The sequence below is a fragment of the Flavobacterium sp. UBA4197 genome (assembly GCF_002379575.1).
In the GTDB taxonomy this organism is placed as follows: Bacteria; Bacteroidota; Bacteroidia; order Flavobacteriales; family Flavobacteriaceae; genus Flavobacterium; species Flavobacterium inviolabile.
This window is the reverse complement of the sequence record NZ_DFUB01000028.1, coordinates 25805-44185: the sequence shown is the minus strand read 5'-3', so window position 1 is coordinate 44185 and position 18381 is coordinate 25805. Positions and strand designations below refer to the sequence as shown.

15 protein-coding genes are annotated in these 18381 nt (G+C 39.9%); 1 reads left to right on the top strand and 14 read right to left on the bottom strand.

Features of this window, described 5'->3' with window-relative positions; translation table 11 throughout:
• Nucleotides 1-117 precede the first annotated feature (117 nt).
• A complete protein-coding gene (locus tag B3394_RS15115) occupies nt 118-1509 on the top strand; it encodes a DUF4403 family protein (protein WP_286926405.1) in 1392 nt (463 codons plus the stop codon).
• Between the two features lie 50 nt (nt 1510-1559).
• Here B3394_RS15115 and B3394_RS15110 read toward each other — a convergent pair whose 3' ends face one another.
• The 14 genes from B3394_RS15110 to sprA all read right to left on the bottom strand — a co-directional run bounded on the left by B3394_RS15110 (nt 1560) and on the right by sprA (nt 18380).
• On the bottom strand, nt 1560-1835 hold the full coding sequence (locus B3394_RS15110) for a hypothetical protein (RefSeq protein WP_286926403.1): 276 nt from the start codon (nt 1833-1835) through the stop codon (nt 1560-1562).
• Nucleotides 1825-2364, bottom strand: a complete 540-nt coding sequence (locus B3394_RS15105; protein WP_177731714.1) for a DUF420 domain-containing protein — start codon at nt 2362-2364, stop codon at nt 1825-1827. Before B3394_RS15105 ends, B3394_RS15110 begins: the two co-directional genes overlap by 11 nt.
• A 5-nt stretch (nt 2365-2369) precedes the next feature.
• Nucleotides 2370-2996, bottom strand: a complete 627-nt coding sequence (locus B3394_RS15100) for an SCO family protein (protein WP_286926401.1) — start codon at nt 2994-2996, stop codon at nt 2370-2372.
• A gap of 65 nt (nt 2997-3061) precedes the next feature.
• Nucleotides 3062-3712 (bottom strand): hypothetical protein, encoded by a 651-nt coding sequence (locus B3394_RS15095; protein ID WP_177731708.1) that lies wholly within the window; start codon nt 3710-3712, stop codon nt 3062-3064.
• An 80-nt stretch (nt 3713-3792) separates the two neighbouring features.
• Nucleotides 3793-4143 carry a cytochrome C oxidase subunit IV family protein gene (locus tag B3394_RS15090; RefSeq protein WP_177731704.1) on the bottom strand — a complete coding sequence of 117 codons (351 nt, stop codon included), beginning with the start codon at nt 4141-4143 and terminating at the stop codon, nt 3793-3795.
• A gap of 19 nt (nt 4144-4162) precedes the next feature.
• Nucleotides 4163-5140 carry a cytochrome c oxidase subunit 3 gene (locus B3394_RS15085; protein WP_177731701.1) on the bottom strand — a complete coding sequence of 326 codons (978 nt, stop codon included), beginning with the start codon at nt 5138-5140 and terminating at the stop codon, nt 4163-4165.
• 44 nt (nt 5141-5184) lie between these two features.
• Nucleotides 5185-5766 (bottom strand): cytochrome c oxidase subunit 3, encoded by a 582-nt coding sequence (locus tag B3394_RS15080; protein WP_177731698.1) that lies wholly within the window; start codon nt 5764-5766, stop codon nt 5185-5187.
• Between the two features lie 4 nt (nt 5767-5770).
• Nucleotides 5771-6673: a heme o synthase gene (gene cyoE / locus B3394_RS15075; protein ID WP_177736193.1), complete on the bottom strand. Its 903-nt coding sequence runs from the start codon at nt 6671-6673 to the stop codon at nt 5771-5773.
• A gap of 157 nt (nt 6674-6830) precedes the next feature.
• On the bottom strand, nt 6831-7373 hold the full coding sequence (locus B3394_RS15070; RefSeq protein ID WP_286926397.1) for an SRPBCC family protein: 543 nt from the start codon (nt 7371-7373) through the stop codon (nt 6831-6833).
• A 43-nt stretch (nt 7374-7416) separates the two neighbouring features.
• Complete coding sequence (locus tag B3394_RS15065) at nt 7417-9516, bottom strand: gliding motility protein RemB (RefSeq protein WP_286926395.1); 2100 nt, start codon at nt 9514-9516, stop codon at nt 7417-7419.
• Between the two features lie 12 nt (nt 9517-9528).
• Nucleotides 9529-10272: a deoxyribose-phosphate aldolase gene (deoC, locus tag B3394_RS15060; RefSeq protein ID WP_286926394.1), complete on the bottom strand. Its 744-nt coding sequence runs from the start codon at nt 10270-10272 to the stop codon at nt 9529-9531.
• Between the two features lie 48 nt (nt 10273-10320).
• Nucleotides 10321-10701, bottom strand: a complete 381-nt coding sequence (locus B3394_RS15055) for a VanZ family protein (protein ID WP_177731687.1) — start codon at nt 10699-10701, stop codon at nt 10321-10323.
• Nucleotides 10694-11074, bottom strand: coding sequence for a glycine cleavage system protein GcvH (gene gcvH, locus B3394_RS15050; RefSeq protein WP_177731684.1), 381 nt, complete (start codon nt 11072-11074; stop codon nt 10694-10696). The genes B3394_RS15055 and gcvH overlap by 8 nt, the downstream gene beginning before the upstream one ends.
• 61 nt (nt 11075-11135) lie before the next feature.
• A complete protein-coding gene (gene sprA, locus B3394_RS15045; protein ID WP_286926352.1) occupies nt 11136-18380 on the bottom strand; it encodes a cell surface protein SprA in 7245 nt (2414 codons plus the stop codon).
• Between the last annotated feature and the right edge of the window lies 1 nt (nt 18381).

The window sequence follows — 18381 nt, the reverse complement described above, 5'->3', positions numbered from 1 at the left end:
TTTCTGTTAGCATATCACTGCTATTTTTATTATGATTAGACGCTTTTCTTTAACAAACGTTACAATTTTATTTCAATAAAAACCTACTTTTACCGAAGATTTTTAGACGAACCCACTATGAAGCCTTTTTTTTCATTCATCGCTGTTTTTATCTTCGCGATGTTCTTTAGCAATTGCAGTACAACAAGCAGAATAGACGCCTTAAAACCGGAACCCAGCGACAACAAGCCCGCTGTTTTTGAAACCACCACTTCTTTCATCAGCTTACCGGTTGACATTCCTTTAAAAGAAATTGAAAACCAGTTAAACAAATCATTAAACGGTTTAATTTATAACGACAGTATTCTGGTTGACGATAAAACCGAGATGAAGATCTGGAAACAGGCTCCGATCAAGTTAACAGAAAAGGACGGCAAAATCCGTTCGGTACTGCCGCTTAAAATCTGGGCTAAAATAAAATACGGAACGGATTTCCTGGGCTTAAACGATACCAAAGAAATCAACTTAAACGGGCAGATCATCTTATTGAGTGATGCCAAATTATCCAACTGGAAACTGACAACATCTTCTGTAATTGAAGATTTCGAATGGAAAGACAGCCCGAGTATCGTTGTTGGCGGAAAAAATGTCCCGATTACCTATGTGGTCAATCCGACGATACGCCTTTTTAAAGCCAAAATCGCCAAGACAATTGACGATGCCATCAACAAAACAACCGATTTCAAACCTCAGGTATTAGCAGTACTTGAAAAAATAAGCACGCCTTTTAAAACAAGTGAACTATATGAAACCTGGTTTAAGGTTGCTCCGACAGAATTATATGTAACCGATGCCGTACTTTCAAAAAGTAAGATCACGATGGATATGGGACTGAAATGCAAAATGCAGACCATCGTCGGACAGGAACCGTTAAACACTTTTAAAAAGGAATCGATTGTTTTAAAACCGGTTTCAAAAATGCCGGATAAAATTGAAGCTACCGTTGCGGCTGTTTCGACCTATGAAAGTGCTTCCCGTATTATTACCAAGAATTTCCAGGGCAAAGAGTTCGCCTCCGGAAGCCGGAAAATTGTGGTTCAAAAAGTAGATTTATGGCATAAAGACGGCAAGATGATTATTGCCCTGAGCATGACCGGAAGCATCAACGGAATCATTTACCTTTCCGGAATACCCAATTATAACGCTTTAACCAAAGAGATCTATTTCGACCAGATGGATTATGTACTCAATACAAAAGGTATACTGACCAAAACCGCCAACTGGTTAATGCAGGGACTTATTTTAAGCAAAATACAGGAAAGCTGCCGCTATTCTATTAAGGAAAACCTGGAAGAAGGCAAGAAAAACATGCTGCCGTATTTAAACAATTATTCCCCTATGAAAGGTGTTTTTGTGAACGGCAAACTAAATGACTTTATTTTCGACAAGGTAGAAGTAACCGATAAGGCCATTATTGCTTTTATTAAAACTTCCGGACAAATGAGCATCAAGATTGACGGAATGGAGTAACATCCCGTTTATACCATAAAAAAAGCAACCTGATCGGGTTGCTTTTTTATTTAATTCGTTTCCGGCTGTTTGACTTTCTTCCTCGTCTTTAACCGGTAAATAGCATATCCTAAAACACCCACAAGGACATAAGGGATAATCATCAGGTATACAATTCCGTCATTTACCGCTTCCGCCTTTACACCGCCTTCTTCACTTTCCAAAGCAGCCCGGCACATTGCGCATTGTGCACTGGCACTAAATGAAGCCGCTAAAAACAATACTGCTATAAAAACAGACTGCAGGGAAAAAGCGCTTTTCTTTTTTTGTAGTTCTTTAGTGTGCATAATATGGTGAAATCATAAGGTAAACAATCACTCCGGTAACAGCAACATACAACCACATCGGGAATGTTATTTTCGCAAGCTTTTTATGTTTATCAAAACGCTCGGCCAAGGCTCTCACATAAGTAACCAAAACAAACGGTATGATAATTACCGACAGCAGGATGTGCGTTATCAGTATAAAGTAATAGATATACTTAATAGCGCCTTCTCCTCCAAACTTCGTAGAATCCGAAGTCATGTGATAGGCCACATACATTGCTAAAAACGCAACAGAGCACGCTATAGCCACTTTCATCAGGTTTTCATGCAGACTTCTCTTTCCGTTTTTAATCGCCATAACAGCGGCAACCAAAACCACCGCGGTAACACCGTTTATCGTGGCATAAATTGGCGGCAGGAACGATAGCGGTTCCACATCATACCCTAACTTTCGTAAGTTAACCCCAAAAAGCAAGGCTACCACAAGCGGAATAGCAACTGACAATACTACGATCCACTTATTATATTTCTTTTCAACTGAATTCTCCATTACTGTTATTCTTCTAATAATTTTTTGATATCTTCTTTTATTGCTTTTACTCCTGCTTCTTCCAATCCGTCATAATATAAAATCGGGTTGTCAAAGCTGTCTTTGCGGCATCGGATGTTTCCTTCTTTGTCCACCAAGGCAAACAAACCGGAATGTTCAAATCCTCCTGCCTGCTTATCATTTTCCCCGGCATACAGGTTAAATCCTTTTAAAGCCAAATCGTAAATGTATTTTTTATCGCCGGTAAGGAAGTGCCAATTGTAATTTTTAACGCCCAACTGGGTCGCATGTGCTTTTAAAACAGCCGGAGTATCATGAGCCGGATCGATTGTAATGGATGCAATACCGAATTTCGGATTACCATAAAACGCATCCTGCAGCTTTAGCATGTTCTGATTCATAATCGGGCAAATCGTCGGACAGGTTGCAAAAAAGAATTCCACTACATAAACCTTTCCTAAATAATCTTCATTGGATATTTTTTTATTGTCCTGGTCAATCAGTTCAAATTTCGGAACCGGACCGATAACGACTAAATCTGCCATCTGAAATTTATTCAGGATTTTAGGAACTACCCAAATACCAAAAATTAAAACAATAAACGAAATCCCAATGTATGACTTGTTCTTCATAATATATGATTTAAACGTGACAAGATAACCGGCAAAGACAGCTGTTGCTAATTACCTTCAGATGATTATATTTTTCTTTTGTTATTTTTTTTGAGTGCCAGGCGGTATTCTGCCAGAATGATCTTAACATCGTCACTCATTTCATTGTGAAGGTCGGCAGCAGAAATGGTGTTATAACCTTCTTTGTATTCGTCTTCTCCTTTTTTGTTTTTCCCTTTCCGGCCTCTGAGGTTTAAATCTTTATCGATGATAAAAACATTTGGCGTTCTGAGTTTGTCGTCCAGCTTGCCAACCAGTTTCAGGGAATTGTAGTAGGCCTGGATTTCCTCCGGTTTAGCAAACACATAATGCCACACCGCTAAATCGGAAATACCGCTAAGTTCACTTTTCAATTGCTTTGCCTGATCTTCTGTTCCTTCCGGAGCAATCATCACCACCTGAAAATCGGTAAACTCTCTGTTCTTATTATAAATCTTCTGGTCCAGGTTAAAAGCGTCTCCTTTGTTATACAGCATTTCCGAACCCGGAAAGCCAAGAATAGTGATTTTCTCTTTCATCTGAACTTTTTCGCCATCCAGCGATTTCCAATCGGAAAGTTCTTTAATGTTAGGGGTAACGGTGGGTAATTTAGCGAAGCTGTTCACACCGGAAGCGAAGAATAAATAAGCACAGATGGGAAGTGCAAAAAGAACCGTAAGAACAATATATTTTTTCATTATGTAAGGCCTTTATTTTGTGAGTACAAAAATAAAAAAAGGCGGTTGAATAACCGCCTTTTTTATAATTTAATATGCTATTAAAAAATCCATTTATATTCAGAATTTTTAAACACATCAAAGATATAATTACCTTCTACTAGCAAGATGAACACTAAATAGATAATTAAAAAAACTAACGGTCCAACTATTGACCATCTAAAATTACTTTTTTCTCCTTCAAGGTGCATAAAAGCCCACATAATATAGTATGCTTTAACAACAGTAAGAATTATGAAAATCCAGTTCAGTAAGTTCATAGACAGCAAATCTGTCATGTACAATGAATGTGGTTTTATAATACCTAAAATAACTTCTACAGTTGTAATGATGGATAGTAATCCGAAAACAACCCAGATTCTTTTTGTATTTGATTCGTGTGTATGTGCCATGATATTCTTTTGTAATAAATTATACTAAATAGAAGAATGTAAATACGAACACCCAAACTAAATCTACAAAGTGCCAATACAATCCAACTTTCTCAACCATTTCATAACTTCTTCTTTTTTCGTAAGTTCCCAACAATACATTAAAGAAGATCAAGATATTAATCAATACTCCTGTAAATACGTGGAATCCGTGAAATCCTGTGATAAAGAAAAAGAAGTTTGCAAATAATTTATGCCCGTATTCATTTCTGATCAGGTTCGCTCCTTCAACAACATACTTAACGTCGTCTAATTTTTTAAGCGATTCTTCTCTGGATAAAACCGTTTTAACTTTATCCTTAGTATTGAATTCTGAACGGATCAAGATATCCGGATTTGCTTTGAAACCTTCTACAACTTCCTGAACCGAATAGGTAGGAACCGAAGATTCTTTCATAAACCAGGTACCTTTATCTCTTGTTAATTGCTCTCTTTCTTTTGGAAGGTGTGCTGCAAAATCAGCTAATGCCACACGCTTTCCGTCTTTATCAACAAACTGAAGGATAGAACCTCCTTTTGTTTCTACCGCGCCATACGTTCCCTGAATAAAGTTTTTCCACTCCCAAGCCTGAGAACCTAAGAATATAAAACCTCCAACGATCGTTAAAAGCATATAAACGGCAACTTTTGTTTTCTTTAAGTGATGTCCTGCATCTACCGCCAATACCATGGTTACAGATGAGAAAATTAAGATGAATGTCATCAATGCCACATAGTACATTGGTGCATCCACTCCGTGCAAGAACGGAAAGTGATTAAAAACTTCGTCCGCAATTGGCCAAGTTTCAATAAATTTAAATCTTGAAAAACCGTAAGCTGCCAAAAATCCAGAGAATGTTAAGGCATCTGATACGATGAAAAACCACATCATCATCTTGCCATAACTCGCTCCCATCGGTTCATTTCCGCCGTCCCAAGTTTTTCCATTAGTAGCTGTTGTAGTAACTGTCGCTCCCATTATAAAGTTATTAGTTAAAAAGTTCCCAAATTTACATTTTTTTTCTATTTGTAGAAATAGAAAAATAAAAACAAATACACCCAAAGAAAATCCAAAAAGTGCCAAAACATCGCACCAAGCTCAATTCCAAGGGTTTGACCTGAATTGTATTTTTGTTTAAAATGATTATAAATTATAATTAAAAGTGCTATCAACCCTCCAAATAGATGGGCTAAATGCACGATAACTACCACATACAAGAATGACGTTGTGATCGTACTTTCACTTCCGGTAAAGAAATACCCGCTTTGAATTACCTGATCAAACCCCACAAACTGCAAAACAACAAACGCAATCCCTAAAGCAAGCGTTAGCAGCAGAAAATTGGAAGTTGCCGCTCTGTTGTCTTTCTGAATGGCTTTTTTAGCCAAATGAAACGTTGCACTGCTCAACAGCATTACTACCGTACTCGCTATAAAAGCACTTGGAAGCGTAAAATCCTTTAACCAATCCGGTCTGGATTTACTAATCACGTATGCACTTGTTAAGCCTGCAAATACCATAACGATGCTAATCATAGCAAACCAAAGCAGCATCTTGAATGACCTTGCTTTTCTATCGTTATGTTCCTGAACTGACATTTCCATATAATTAACGTAAAAATTTATCTATAACATAAATCAGCTGCAACAATGAAATATAAGTAACGCTAACGAGCATTAATTTTCTTGCTGCTTTCTCATCCATTTCCTTGTACAGCTTCACAGCATAATACAACATCCACAATCCTAAAAGCAATACAAACCCGGCGGCTACATAACTCAATTTCAAATCACCGGTAAATCCTACTACCGGAATTAACGAAGCCACAATAAGCCATACCGTATACAAAATGGTTTGTAAAGCGGTTTTCTTATCCTGTTTCCCTGTAGGTAACATAAAGAAACCGGCTTTCTCATAATCTTTATACAAGAACCAGCCAATAGCCCAAAAGTGAGGGAACTGCCAGAAGAATTGTATTAAAAATAACGTTCCCGCCTCTATACCAAATTCATTTGTTGCGGCTACCCATCCTAACATAAAAGGGATAGCTCCCGGAAAAGCACCCACAAAAACCGATAGCGGCGTCATGGTCTTTAACGGTGTGTAAACACTGGTATAAAGAAAGATTGAAATCGCCCCGAACATTGCTGTTTTAGGGTTGATCGTATACAGGATTGCCAATCCGATCACCGTTAGTACAGCACCTAAAATAAAAGCCGACTGTTTGGTGATTCTCCCTGATGGCAACGGACGATTTTTTGTTCGGTCCATTAAAGCATCCAGGTCTTTTTCTATAATCTGATTGAAAACATTTGAGGCGCCAACCATACAATACCCACCAATACCAAGCAAAACAAAGGTCATCCAGTCAAAAGGAAATTCAGCGGATACACCCAACAAATAACCTACTATTGATGAAAAAACCACACTAATCGCTAAACCAGCTTTAGTGATTCCCTTAAAATCAGTAAATAAAGAAGTGATTGAAATTGATTTTTCTGAAGCGTTCAAAGCAGTTTTCATTATTATTTCTAAAAACGGTGCGCAAATATACTCCAAAATTTACTTCTCATCAAAAGTATACTCTTAAAATCAATCTTTAACAGCACTTTTAACAAAAAAGAGGAACCCGGCAGGCTCCTCTTTTTAAATATTTCTTTTTTTGTGATTACGGTTTTTCAAGAATGGTTTTCAAATCTTTCAGTCCGGCATCTAAAGCACCACCCAATTCTTTATCCATATCCATAAACAACAGCATCAGATTCATCGGATAGTTCATCGTTCCTTTAAAGCCCCATTTCACTTTTGTTTCATTCGGACTAACGGCTTCCGTTATCATATAAGCATTATCTTCTGCCTCAAACGGTTCTTTAAAGCGTAATTTCATGTCGATTCTGTCCCCGTCCACTATATTTACGATTTCCTGTTCTCCTTTACCGACTTCTTTATCACTGCTGTCCCAGGCTGCCACAAATCCTACTTGTCCGTCATTCCCTTTATAGTCTTTTTTCATTGCAGGATCCTTCTTGTTCCAAACACTGTAATTATCCTGATTTTTAACAAACTTCACGTAGTTAAAAACTTCGGCTTTAGGCTTATTGATCACAATCGCCCTTTCTACCGCATACTCTTTTTTAACAAACAATCCCGCTATTAAAAGCAAAACGATTATTCCGATAAAAAAGAAAATAAGTTTTTTCAAGATTCTCATATCACATTATTTTCTGGTTACTTTTTAAAAGTACAAAAAAATATTAATAGTCATAGTACCAATTGAATAAATCCGCCCTTAAGCCAACTGAAAACCAGGTTGTTGAATTTTTAAGCGTTGTAGCGGTTTCCGCCATCGGGTCAAAGTTTCTATAGATGATATTTCCGAAGAATTTCAGATTCATTGCCGGATTAACCAGATACCCAGCCTGGAAGTCGCCAATCAGCACATTGGTTTTATTCCCCTGTCCCGTAACCACACCCGAATCATACGGTCTGTTTTCGTCATAATTTCTATAAATATTCCCTCCGTAGTTAAAGGTATTGTCGGCAGTATTGAAATCCAGACCTCTTTGTCCGTAAATCAGTTTGGCATCGGCAAACCATCGCCCGTAATAATATTTTGCGATCGCTACGACTTCTTTAAAGTTTCCACCCCACAAATGCCCCATGCTTTGGTTGTTATGCCCGTAATTGGTCAGCACATTGCTGTGTGCATAAACATAAGGGCGAACATGGTTGTATTCCAGCTGCAGCAACAGGTTTTTAACTTTAAAAGCATCATAATATTTTGCACCCAGCTGAAAGCCGTATTTATTTTTCCAGCTGTCGTTACCTTCTTTAACGTCTCCTAAAGAGAATTCATCTAACAGAAATTGTCCGTAAAGATTAAACTGGTTACTCAGCTTATATTTTGACGTTAATCCCAACACAGCATTTCCGCTTTTTGAAGAAGAGGAGAATTCAACCGCACGGTAAAAAATAATCGGGTTGACAAAATTGAAATCAAATCCACGGTCGTTGGTATTGCTCCAGATCACCGATTCGAAAAATCCTAAATTAAACCGTTTGGTAACATTCCAGCTCAAATAGTGGTTTGCCATGTATTTTGTAGCGTAGGTTTTCTCGTCGGTCACCTCGTTACGCACATCTTTCAGCCACATATAGGTGTTTGTATATTTGATCTTCCAGAAGGTGGTATTGATCTTAAAGTACGGATACGGACTTGCCGCATCACTAAGCAGTAACGAGCGGTAACCGTCGCCAATAAAGTTTCTTCCGTAACCCAGTTGCAGGTTGATGAATTTATTGGGCGTATAGGTCAGATTTGCTTCCGCCATCGGGAAGTCGTAAGCATCTGTCCGGAATTCTTTTGCAATACCGATACCCGGAATAATTGCCGGATTTCCGCCGGAAGGTTTTATGGATTCTGCATAGGCATTGTAATAATCGGCAAAACGTCCCTGACTTTCATAAACCGACGTCGAGAAACTAAGCTGCTCGCCAATGGCTCCCTGAACCTGAAGTCCGCGGGTATTCACATAAGTATATTTTAAATCACTTCCGAAATCTTTCCCCAACCGCAGGTCGAAAATAGGATTTATCGTAAACCAATAATCCTCACCCTGGATCGCTGCCATATTTTCATTCCACAGCTTTCTTCCCCACCAGGAGGTTTTATTTTTCAGCAGTTTTCGCTGTTCGGCTTCAAAATCATAGTATTTCGCCACTTCTGCATAAGAATACGGTTTGGATGCCGAGTGATTATTGCTTCCCACCTGATTTACAGCCGCATCAAAAACCATATAGTTCTGATGGGTAAACGGGATGTTCAGGTTGCTTTTGAATTGCGGGTTTTGAAACGGTTTGCTCACAATTTTGTCAAACTCTTCCAATTCCTTATTCACATCCGATGTCTTCCTGAACGTACCGGCAACAGCAGTACTGCCCGGCATGGCCGGTTTTACCAGCGGTATGGCAATATGAATGGTATATTTGGCATAGGTTGGTTTTCCGGCATATTTTGCCGGCTCCACTTTATCCAAAGCGGCGAAAACACGTTTGGTTTCTACTGTTAATTCCGGAAAAGCAGCATCGATATACAACGGTTTAAAAGCACCGGTTGTATCGACTTCAAAAAGCGCGATAACCGTTCCTTTATAGTTTTGCTGTACCAGTTCGTCCGGAACTTTAAAGTTGTTATAGAAAAAGTCCTGCACCTGATGGTTAAAACAGGCTTCTTTGTTTTCCTGCGCAACTTCTTTACAGGCTTTAAAAACAGGATACTGCTCTCTCGACATTGTCTGAGAAAATGTTTTGCCATTCATTAAGAACAACAGGAACACACACCAAAAATACCTCATTAACAACGCGTTTTAATAATCGTTTTTAGAAATTTCACCACTCGCTATGGCTTTTGCCGAAGAAGTACCGATTCGTTTTACACCCAAAGCAATCATTTCCAATGCCTCCTGATAGGTACGTACACCACCGGCCGCTTTAACAGATAGCGGGAAAGCATTTTCGATCATCAGTTTGATTGCCGGAACCGTGGCTCCGTTTGGTTTTCCTTCTTCCGTTTTGTAAAAACCGGTTGATGATTTTACAAAAACCGATTCGTATTGCTGTTCTTTAAAGTTGGCAATCACAATATTTTTTATCAAAGCCGAAAGCTGTACAATCTGATGATCGTTCAGTGCCGCAACTTCAATAATCCATTTTACAATTTTATTATGGAAAAGTCCTAAGCGTGTACATTCCAGAACCTGCTTTTTCACCGCATCCACTTCGCCGTTTTTAAAGGCTTCATAATCGAGTACAAAATCCAGATCATCGGCGCCGTCTTCTATAGCCTGTACCGCTTCCGTCAGTTTCTCTTCAAGCGTACCGTTTCCATTCGGGAAATCGATTACCGTTCCGATCGTAAGATTGGATTTCTTCTTTGTAATCATTTTTTTAGCCAGTGCTACCCTGTCCGGTCTGATCATGATCAGTTTAAAACCTTCTTCAATTGCCTCCTCAATGAAAGCGGTTGCGATTTTTATATTTTCTTGTTCGGAAACTCCTGCCTGTCCGGCAGTTTTCAAATAGGTCGAATCTAAATAATTTCTAATATCCATGGTATAAAAATAAAAAAATCCCACAGAAGTGGGATCGTTATATGGTAATTAATTTGGTCTTCTGTTTTTTATCTTTTCTAAAAAATACAAAACAATTACGGCAAACAAACCTCCTGTACTATTGGCTAAAACATCCATAATATCTGCCGATCGTGTTTGGGTAAACAGTCCCTGGCAAATTTCAATGGCTACCCCATAGGTAAAACCGAGAAGAAAGACCGTAATCAGTTTTTTATTCAGCGTCCACTGGTTCTGTTTTTTATCTAAAAACTTAAACCAAAAAAAGGTGAACAGGAAGTAAAAAACAAAATGAACAAACTTATCCTTATTTGGAATATCAATTCCGGTGTTATCATTAAACGTGATCAGACAGGCAATACCTATAAAAAGTGACCAGAATAATGCTAACCAAAGACTTAGTTTAGGCACCGATTAATTCTTTATAGGCATCACTGGACAACAATGAATCGAAATCAGCCACATCGGTAACTTTCACTTTAATCATCCATCCTGCTCCGTAAGGATCCGTGTTTACTTTTTCAGGTTCTGACTCTAATGAATCATTGAATTCAATAATCTCTCCTGTTAAAGGCAAGAACAAATCCGAAACCGTTTTAACGGCTTCTACTGTTCCGAAAACTTCATCTTTATCAAGTGTCTGATCTAAAGTTTCAACTTCTACATAAACGATATCTCCTAATTCTTTCTGAGCAAAATCAGTGATTCCTACCGTTGCAATATCGCCTTCAAGGCTTACCCATTCGTGGTCTTTTGTGTACTTTAAGTTAGATGGTATATTCATTGTGTTTATTTTTATTGGCAAATGTATATTTATTAGTGATAACTATAAAATCTTTTCTTTATTAATTTCCGAAGTTATAGCGCAATGTGAACCCGGCACGAATATTCGTCATTGGGAACGATGTTGAAATAACCGCCTGAGAGAACGAATGATCATAATAGAAAATCGCTGTCAGGTTTCTGCTGAACATATAATCGGCTGTTAGTTTTAGCGACCAGATATCCTGACCTCCTGCCAACTGGTTGTTATCATAATCCAGGTAACGGACAATCGTCTGGTTCTGACGCAATGATAAATCGGCTTTCAGGTTAATATCACTCTTAATGACACCCATTGGATTATCGGCCAGTTTGGAGTTGATCGTTACATCTTTAAAACGGTATCCTAATCCTACGATATATTCATTTCCTTTTACTTCTGTCAGCAATCCGTTATCAAAACTCAACGATAAGCTTCGGTCTTTTTTCATTTCCGCCAAAATCTTGAATGAGTTTTTCATTTCAAAATCCACTCTCATTAACGGGTTGAATTGTTCCACTAAGTTAACATTCGATACTATGGTTTTTACCGGATAATTCTGTGTGGTCTGATTCACAACATCCGGATTGGCATCATATTCAAAATTCGAACGGAAGGAGTTTACCGTATAGGACGCCCGGTATCCATGCTGTAAAGAGAAACGTTTGAAGTTATCTTTAAAGAATTTATAACGCATTAATCCGGTATATTTCACGGTCCAGTTCGGAATCGGAACATCACGGAAAATTCCTGTCGACACACTGGATGCATCCGCTCCGGTATAGGCCGCTAAGAATGCCGGCAACAATACTGCCTGGCTGTTTCTTCCGAATCCTTTCGGGAAACCGTCCGTACCGATATTGGCAGGGTTCGTTAAATCGATTCCTCTTTCTTCTGCCAAACGGTTTGCGATTACCAAACGGTTGCTTCTAAAGTCATTAAATGCTGCCGAGAAGTTTTCATCACTTTGTGAGAACGCCGTTTTAATCAGCACCGTCGAAATGGAGAAGTTACCAAAATCGTATGGCGAACGGGAATTATAATTACCATAAGCATCAACATCATATTGCTCAGAGAAATTCTGTGCATAGGTTCTGTTAGCATTCAAGTCGATTTTTAAATCCGGGAATAACTCTACCTGAGCGGTTACATCAAGGATTTTATTTTTAACCTGAGTAAAGCTCTGATTGAATTCCGGATAGTTGGTCAACCAGCCGTTTCTTGCCGCTTCATAACGAACATCCGACTGACTACCCATAATAAATCCAAGTGTAGGCTGCATCGTTCCGAAGAAACCGATACTTGGCAGGTAACCCGGAAGTACCGTACCACCATTTTCGGTATAATTGATCTGGATGTTTTTCACACTGGTAGCCACGCTGATCAAACCGTCTAAAATCAGATTTGGCTTGTTGTCAACCGGAGCATCCAGTTTAGTGATCTTCTGACCCGGAACCGGTTTCGGCGCTGGTCCTGCCGGTTTCGGCGCCACTTTTTTACCTTGCTTGGTCAATCCGATATATTTATAGAAGCTGTCCATCGTTAATACCGTGTTCAATCGGTGTGAACCGGCATTCTGAATGGTGTTTCCTAAATCATAGCCATCAATAGAAGAGAAGGCATCCGAAGAACGCTGCCAGTTGTAATCACCGGTATACGTATAGGTCGATTTCACAAAGCTTAAGAACGGCAGTTTATTTAACGGCAGGTCATAGTTGATATTCAACTGCTGCGTGTGATTATTCGGTTCTCCGATATCGAAATAGCTGTCCCAGATCGTATTGTTCGGATCCGGAATTTTGTTTTCATCCAGATAGTTTCTCACGATATTATTGGACGACGCATTGTAATTGATACGCAATGATTTTGTCAGGTTATAGTTAAAACCATACTGGTAGTTGAAGAAGTAATTTCTTCTGTATAACGGATCAATCGCAATACCTTCAACACCATCTACCTGACGGAATTGCTGTCTGTTGTACTGACGTAAAATTGTCGAACTGAATGAAATATTAGTCGGAAGGTAGTTAAAGTTAAAATCACTCAACATTTTCCAGTAACTGCTTTTCTTCATGAATTTCGTATTCTTTAACGGTTCAACCGCTTTCGGTTTAAACGTAAAGGCATAGTCGGCTGATGTTTTTACCTGCTGATCCAATAAATTCTCTACTTCAAAATCATGGTGTTCCGTTTCGTTAAAGGAATACGATAAAGTAAGGTTTTCCGGGTCGTAAACGTGTTGTTTCTGTTCCGGAGCCCTGTCTTTTTTCACGCCGATAAAGTTAATACTCTTCCGTTTTGTATAGTCGATCGCACGGTTACGGATATTGTCTTTTTCAGCACCGTCTGCCGTTACATCCAGCAATTGCTGTAATTTAATATCCTGGTTGAACGGATCATATTCCGGCGTGATTATCTCTTCACCGATACCATAGTTGAATGGCAGGTTGATTCCCCATTTCTTCGGCAATAATTTACCCAGGTTAATATTGGTAACGATATTATACTGTTTAACATCTTCACGGCTTCTTTCATTTGGTCCCTGTTCCAGTGTTCCGAATCCAACGGTACTCATTCTACCGGTAGCCGAAATGTTCATTAAATCGGCAAAGTTGGTATCCAGATTGGCAATAGCCGCCATACCGCCTTTGTTGTCCATTTCCGACATGCGCAGCTCGTTGAACCAAACTTCTCCCCTTACTTCCTGGGTTGAGATATTTTTCAATCCGACCATTAAGGTTCTTACCATACCGAAATTCGGATTACCTTTTATACCCAGCGTTAATTTATTCACTTTGGCAGACAAGGACGGATCCAGGATATCTTCCCGCACATAGGCAATTCCGGTAAGCGGGTCTGCCGGTACCGGCAGATTATTCTGTAAAGCCAATACTTTTAACTGTGTCAGCAATTCCAGTCGTAAATCGATTTCATTTTCAAGCGGCCAGATCTCTTCTGCCGAACGGGCTGAGAAAGCCGTTGGTTTTAAAGGAATCTCCACCTGGTAGAAGTTTTGTGTAAAGTCATTACCAAAACGGATGAAAGCAACCATCTGATCGGCCATTAACGGCTGTGTTTCTGCCGGTGGCTGCAATGCTTCTGCGTGCAGGAACATTCTTAGTTTTTTAAACTGACGCATGTCTACACTAACATTTTTAAACACCGCTCTTGCATCACCCGGTTCCAATCCGCCTAAGCCCGGAGATCCGGCCTCTTTTTTATAGACTCTTAGGGAAAGGGCCTGCTCGTTTTGGTTAATGATCGTATTGTTGTTATACAATTGCTCTCTGGTAACTCCCGGAGGGGTTACATAAGGAATTGGTGAACGGTTTCCGTTTTCCTGGATGTTTATCGCTACAACATCGAATCCGGTGTTGTCGTTTTCATTTTGTTCTTGTGTTTCGTTAGGATCCAATGTATTGGTATAACGTCTCCATTCTCCTCTAACCAGGTCTAAAGCTCCGAAACGCAACGTAATCTGATCGGAGAAGTTCGACATGAACATTCTCATAAAACGGATCGAACGGAAATCGGAAATTGTTCCTTCACGGTTAGCATCTGTCGCTTCCAGAATCGGGATTTTATACAGGATCCATCTTACCTGTCCGGTACCGCCATTGGCTAAATCCACGTTATTGTTGATTCGCACATCGGCAATAAAGTCCTGTCCAACCGGTACGTCGCCCGGATAGTATTTAATAGGCACTTCAAATTTCCAATAGGCATTAATCGTATTCATGGTATTGTCACGATTAATATCTTCCACATCCGGTAAGGTAGTCGATCCTCTGTTTGTATCGGACACGGCTATCGGTGAGTTTCCTTGTACACCGTTGTAGTTTCTGTAACGCTGGATAATATCACCCTGTGCATTCAGGAAGTATTGGTAGTTATCTGCAGCCGGATCGGGATTTCCAGCAAATGCCGGGAATTTAGCCGCTTCTTCTGCATCATTTAAACCGTCAAATCCGACATCCTGTGCCTCACGGTTGTTTTCATTGGTATCGAAAGCATAGATCAGGGATTGGGAAGCCGGAACGTTACCCCAAGGTCCCTGCGGCTGTACCAATATCTGATTTGGTCCTAAACCGTTTTCATAGAACTTTCTTCCGTCTTTTAAAATATCTTCCGAAATCTCTCCTAAGTTGAATGTCAGTTTTCCTTCATTGGTAAACAACGACGGGTTATTGGCGCCGTAATAAGGGTCCATCATCCAAAACTGGATGTATTCCACATTCGACTGTTCGAAGTTGGTCGAGTTAATCGCTCTCATGATACCACCCCAGTTGTTTTGCGGATTCGCCAAAGAGTTATCTGCCGGATTCGCAAGCGTACTAAAGTTATAAGGCCCTCTCTCACGAGGATAGTATGTTAAGTCTAAAGTGTTCACAACCGTACTTTGTCCCTGGGCAATATCGGTAACCGGGTAAAGTTCCTGGCTGAAAATTCTACGGGTTCTGTTTGAAGAAATATCATCTACAGATAAACCTGCCGGTAATTGTGACGAAGCATAAAATGTAGGGTCAATAGAGTACCATGACAATTTCGCTCTTCTGAAGCCATAGTCCGGAGCAGCTAGTTCATCGCCGTAACCAACCGGTGTACTGGCTAATGACCAGGCCTGGGCCGAACGCATGTCTATAGTTGTCTGTGAACCTTCAAAGTCATCAATATAGGTTGTTGCTTCTCCGTTAAACTGGTCGGCTGTTGAAGCACCCGGTTGCAGGTAAGCAATTTCTCCTCTAAAGGAAAGATTGGACGGTACATCGGTATCCACATTCGGAAGCTTGTTTACCAATCGGGTAAAGAATGGTACTTCTGTGGAGAAATTAGTATTTAATCCGAAGATCGTATTGTTAACGGATTCCTGTCCGTAGTTTGATTTTTGCGTGAACGGACGTTCCGATAGTCTCAGGAAGGTACCGCCTACCAGGAATTTATCCGAGAATTTATGTTCTACGTTCAATCCGTAGAAACGTCTTGTCTGCTGTCCGAAGATGGCATTGTTTTCCAAAGTTACTTCAATCGGAATGCTGGATGCCTGTAAGGAAGGGTCCAGAATCTGAACACGACCTCTCTGGTAATCAACTGTAAAATCGACACCTTCCACCAATCTTCTTCCTCCGGCTGTTACCACAACAGATCCCTGAGGAACGTTAAAGGCACCAATTGCGATACCGTCGCCTCCGGAAGATTTGAATTTACCTTTTAACTGGAATTTATTTTTATCGCTATCCTGTAATGCGCCTGCCTGTGTTGTTTTATAGAGGTTTCTAAAAACATATTTTTTCTGGTTCGCATTATAGTCGGATCCATTGTTTGGATTCCCAGTATAATCTTCTGTTGGTGATACTTTCAGTTTCTCGAATAGGTGTTTACCAAATGGTTCTACCGTGGTAAAGATAATCCGTCCGTTTTGCTGATCTACCGTAATACCCGGTACAAAGTCGAAGAAACCGTCTCCGCCAACCTGCGGGTCATTGGTATAATTCAGACGATCCAGGTTAAACACTTTAATCAACGGTGTATTTTCCACATCTGCCGGTAAAGGAACCGAAGGTTGTGTTACACCTCCTGCCGGAGCCTGAGTGATGTAATTTAACGGGGAAGGATCGGTATATAAAATATTAAAACGGAAATCTTCCTGTGTTAACTGGAAAGCTCCCGGAATCTGGTAGATATTTTTCATCATCAAATTCCAGACAGGCTGACTCACATTGGTCAAACTACTTTTCAACATCTTAAGGATAAGACTCTGTGTGTTTACAATTGGCTGATCGCCCTGGTTTGCTCCCGGCTGTACCACGGTACCGTCAATACCGTCTGTACCGAATTCTCCAACCTGGAAAACCTGATCGCCCATTGTATACTGGTAAGCTACCGCCAATACTTCATCGTTTGCCAAACGCTGGTTTAAGGAGATATATCCCAACTGCGGATGGAAGGTATATTCGTTTGAAGTCAGTTTTCTGGCATTTTCCAGTTTCGCAAAATCTTTTCCTTCAACAGCGGTATAAGCCGGAATATTAAAGGCTGTATTTCCACTGGAGATTTCCCTGATGCCCGATCCCAAATAGTTCGTACCGATATTTGCAGGGTTGAATTTGTTATTTTTATTGTCTACTGGCGATCCCGGCGGCTGGTTAAAAAATCCTGCCGAAGGAATACCGATAATATCCGTATCATTAACGCCCATCTGCTGCGCCTCCCCTAAATCCTGCAAGGCCATGATGTTTCTAAGGTTATTGTCTGTAGTACTAACCCTGTTCTGTTTGTTCGTTACCCAAACTTCCACACGGGTAATCTGTACACGGCTGTTGATTTGCGGATAGGGTTTTAAAGCATCGTCATAGCGGTTTCTAAAGTACTGTGACAGGAAGTAGTGTCTGTCTGCATCATAATCCATTGCGAATAACTGGAATTCCTGAATGGTTCCTCCGCCCTGGGCCGTAACCGTTTTGGTTTGCGATTTTTGTTCCGAGAAGACTCCCGTTACAGTTGTTTTTCCGAATTGGAACTGGGCTTTAACCCCAAAAAGACTTTGTGCTCCACGAATCAGGGAGCTGTTTAATGGTAAGCTTACGTTACCAACTTCTATTTTTTTGATGATATCATCTTCACCCGGAGCATATTCCAGTTTGATTAAGTTCTGGAACGCAAAGGTTGATTGGGTATCATAATTGGCATTTACGTTTAACCGGGTTCCTACTTTCCCCTGTAAACTCAAACTGATCCGCTGATCGAAATCGAATGTAAATGTCGATCTGTTTCGGGGTGAGAAAGCCGGATTATCCTGTTTGGTGTACCGCATTCCCAAATCGACTTCTACGGAACCTAACGGTTTCACATCGATGGTATTCCCTCCAAAAATGGCTTCAAAGAAGCTCGAATTCACATAATATCTTGGTAATAAATCTTTTTTAGCATTTTCACTTCCGGCTTTCTTGCCGTCAATCGCACTTGATTTTTGCTTGAAATAATCCCGCATTGATTCTCTCAAAACCAATTCTTCATATTCCTGTGGCGTTAGTATAATAGGGTAGTTAATATTAAAACCGTCAAAAGTTTTGGTATAGATATACCGATTCGTAACCGGATCATAGGTATAAGCCTCCAGAATACTTTTGGGATTCGATATATTAAGTTTCCCTAAGGATGCCCCAGTTTTAATAGAATCTTGTTCTTCTTCGTCTACCTGAGCTTGGATAGAAAAACAAAAGAATAAAACCAAAATTGTAAATCCGGTCTTTGTCTTCTTAAAAAAATCATGAGAGTAAAATGTTTCCAAG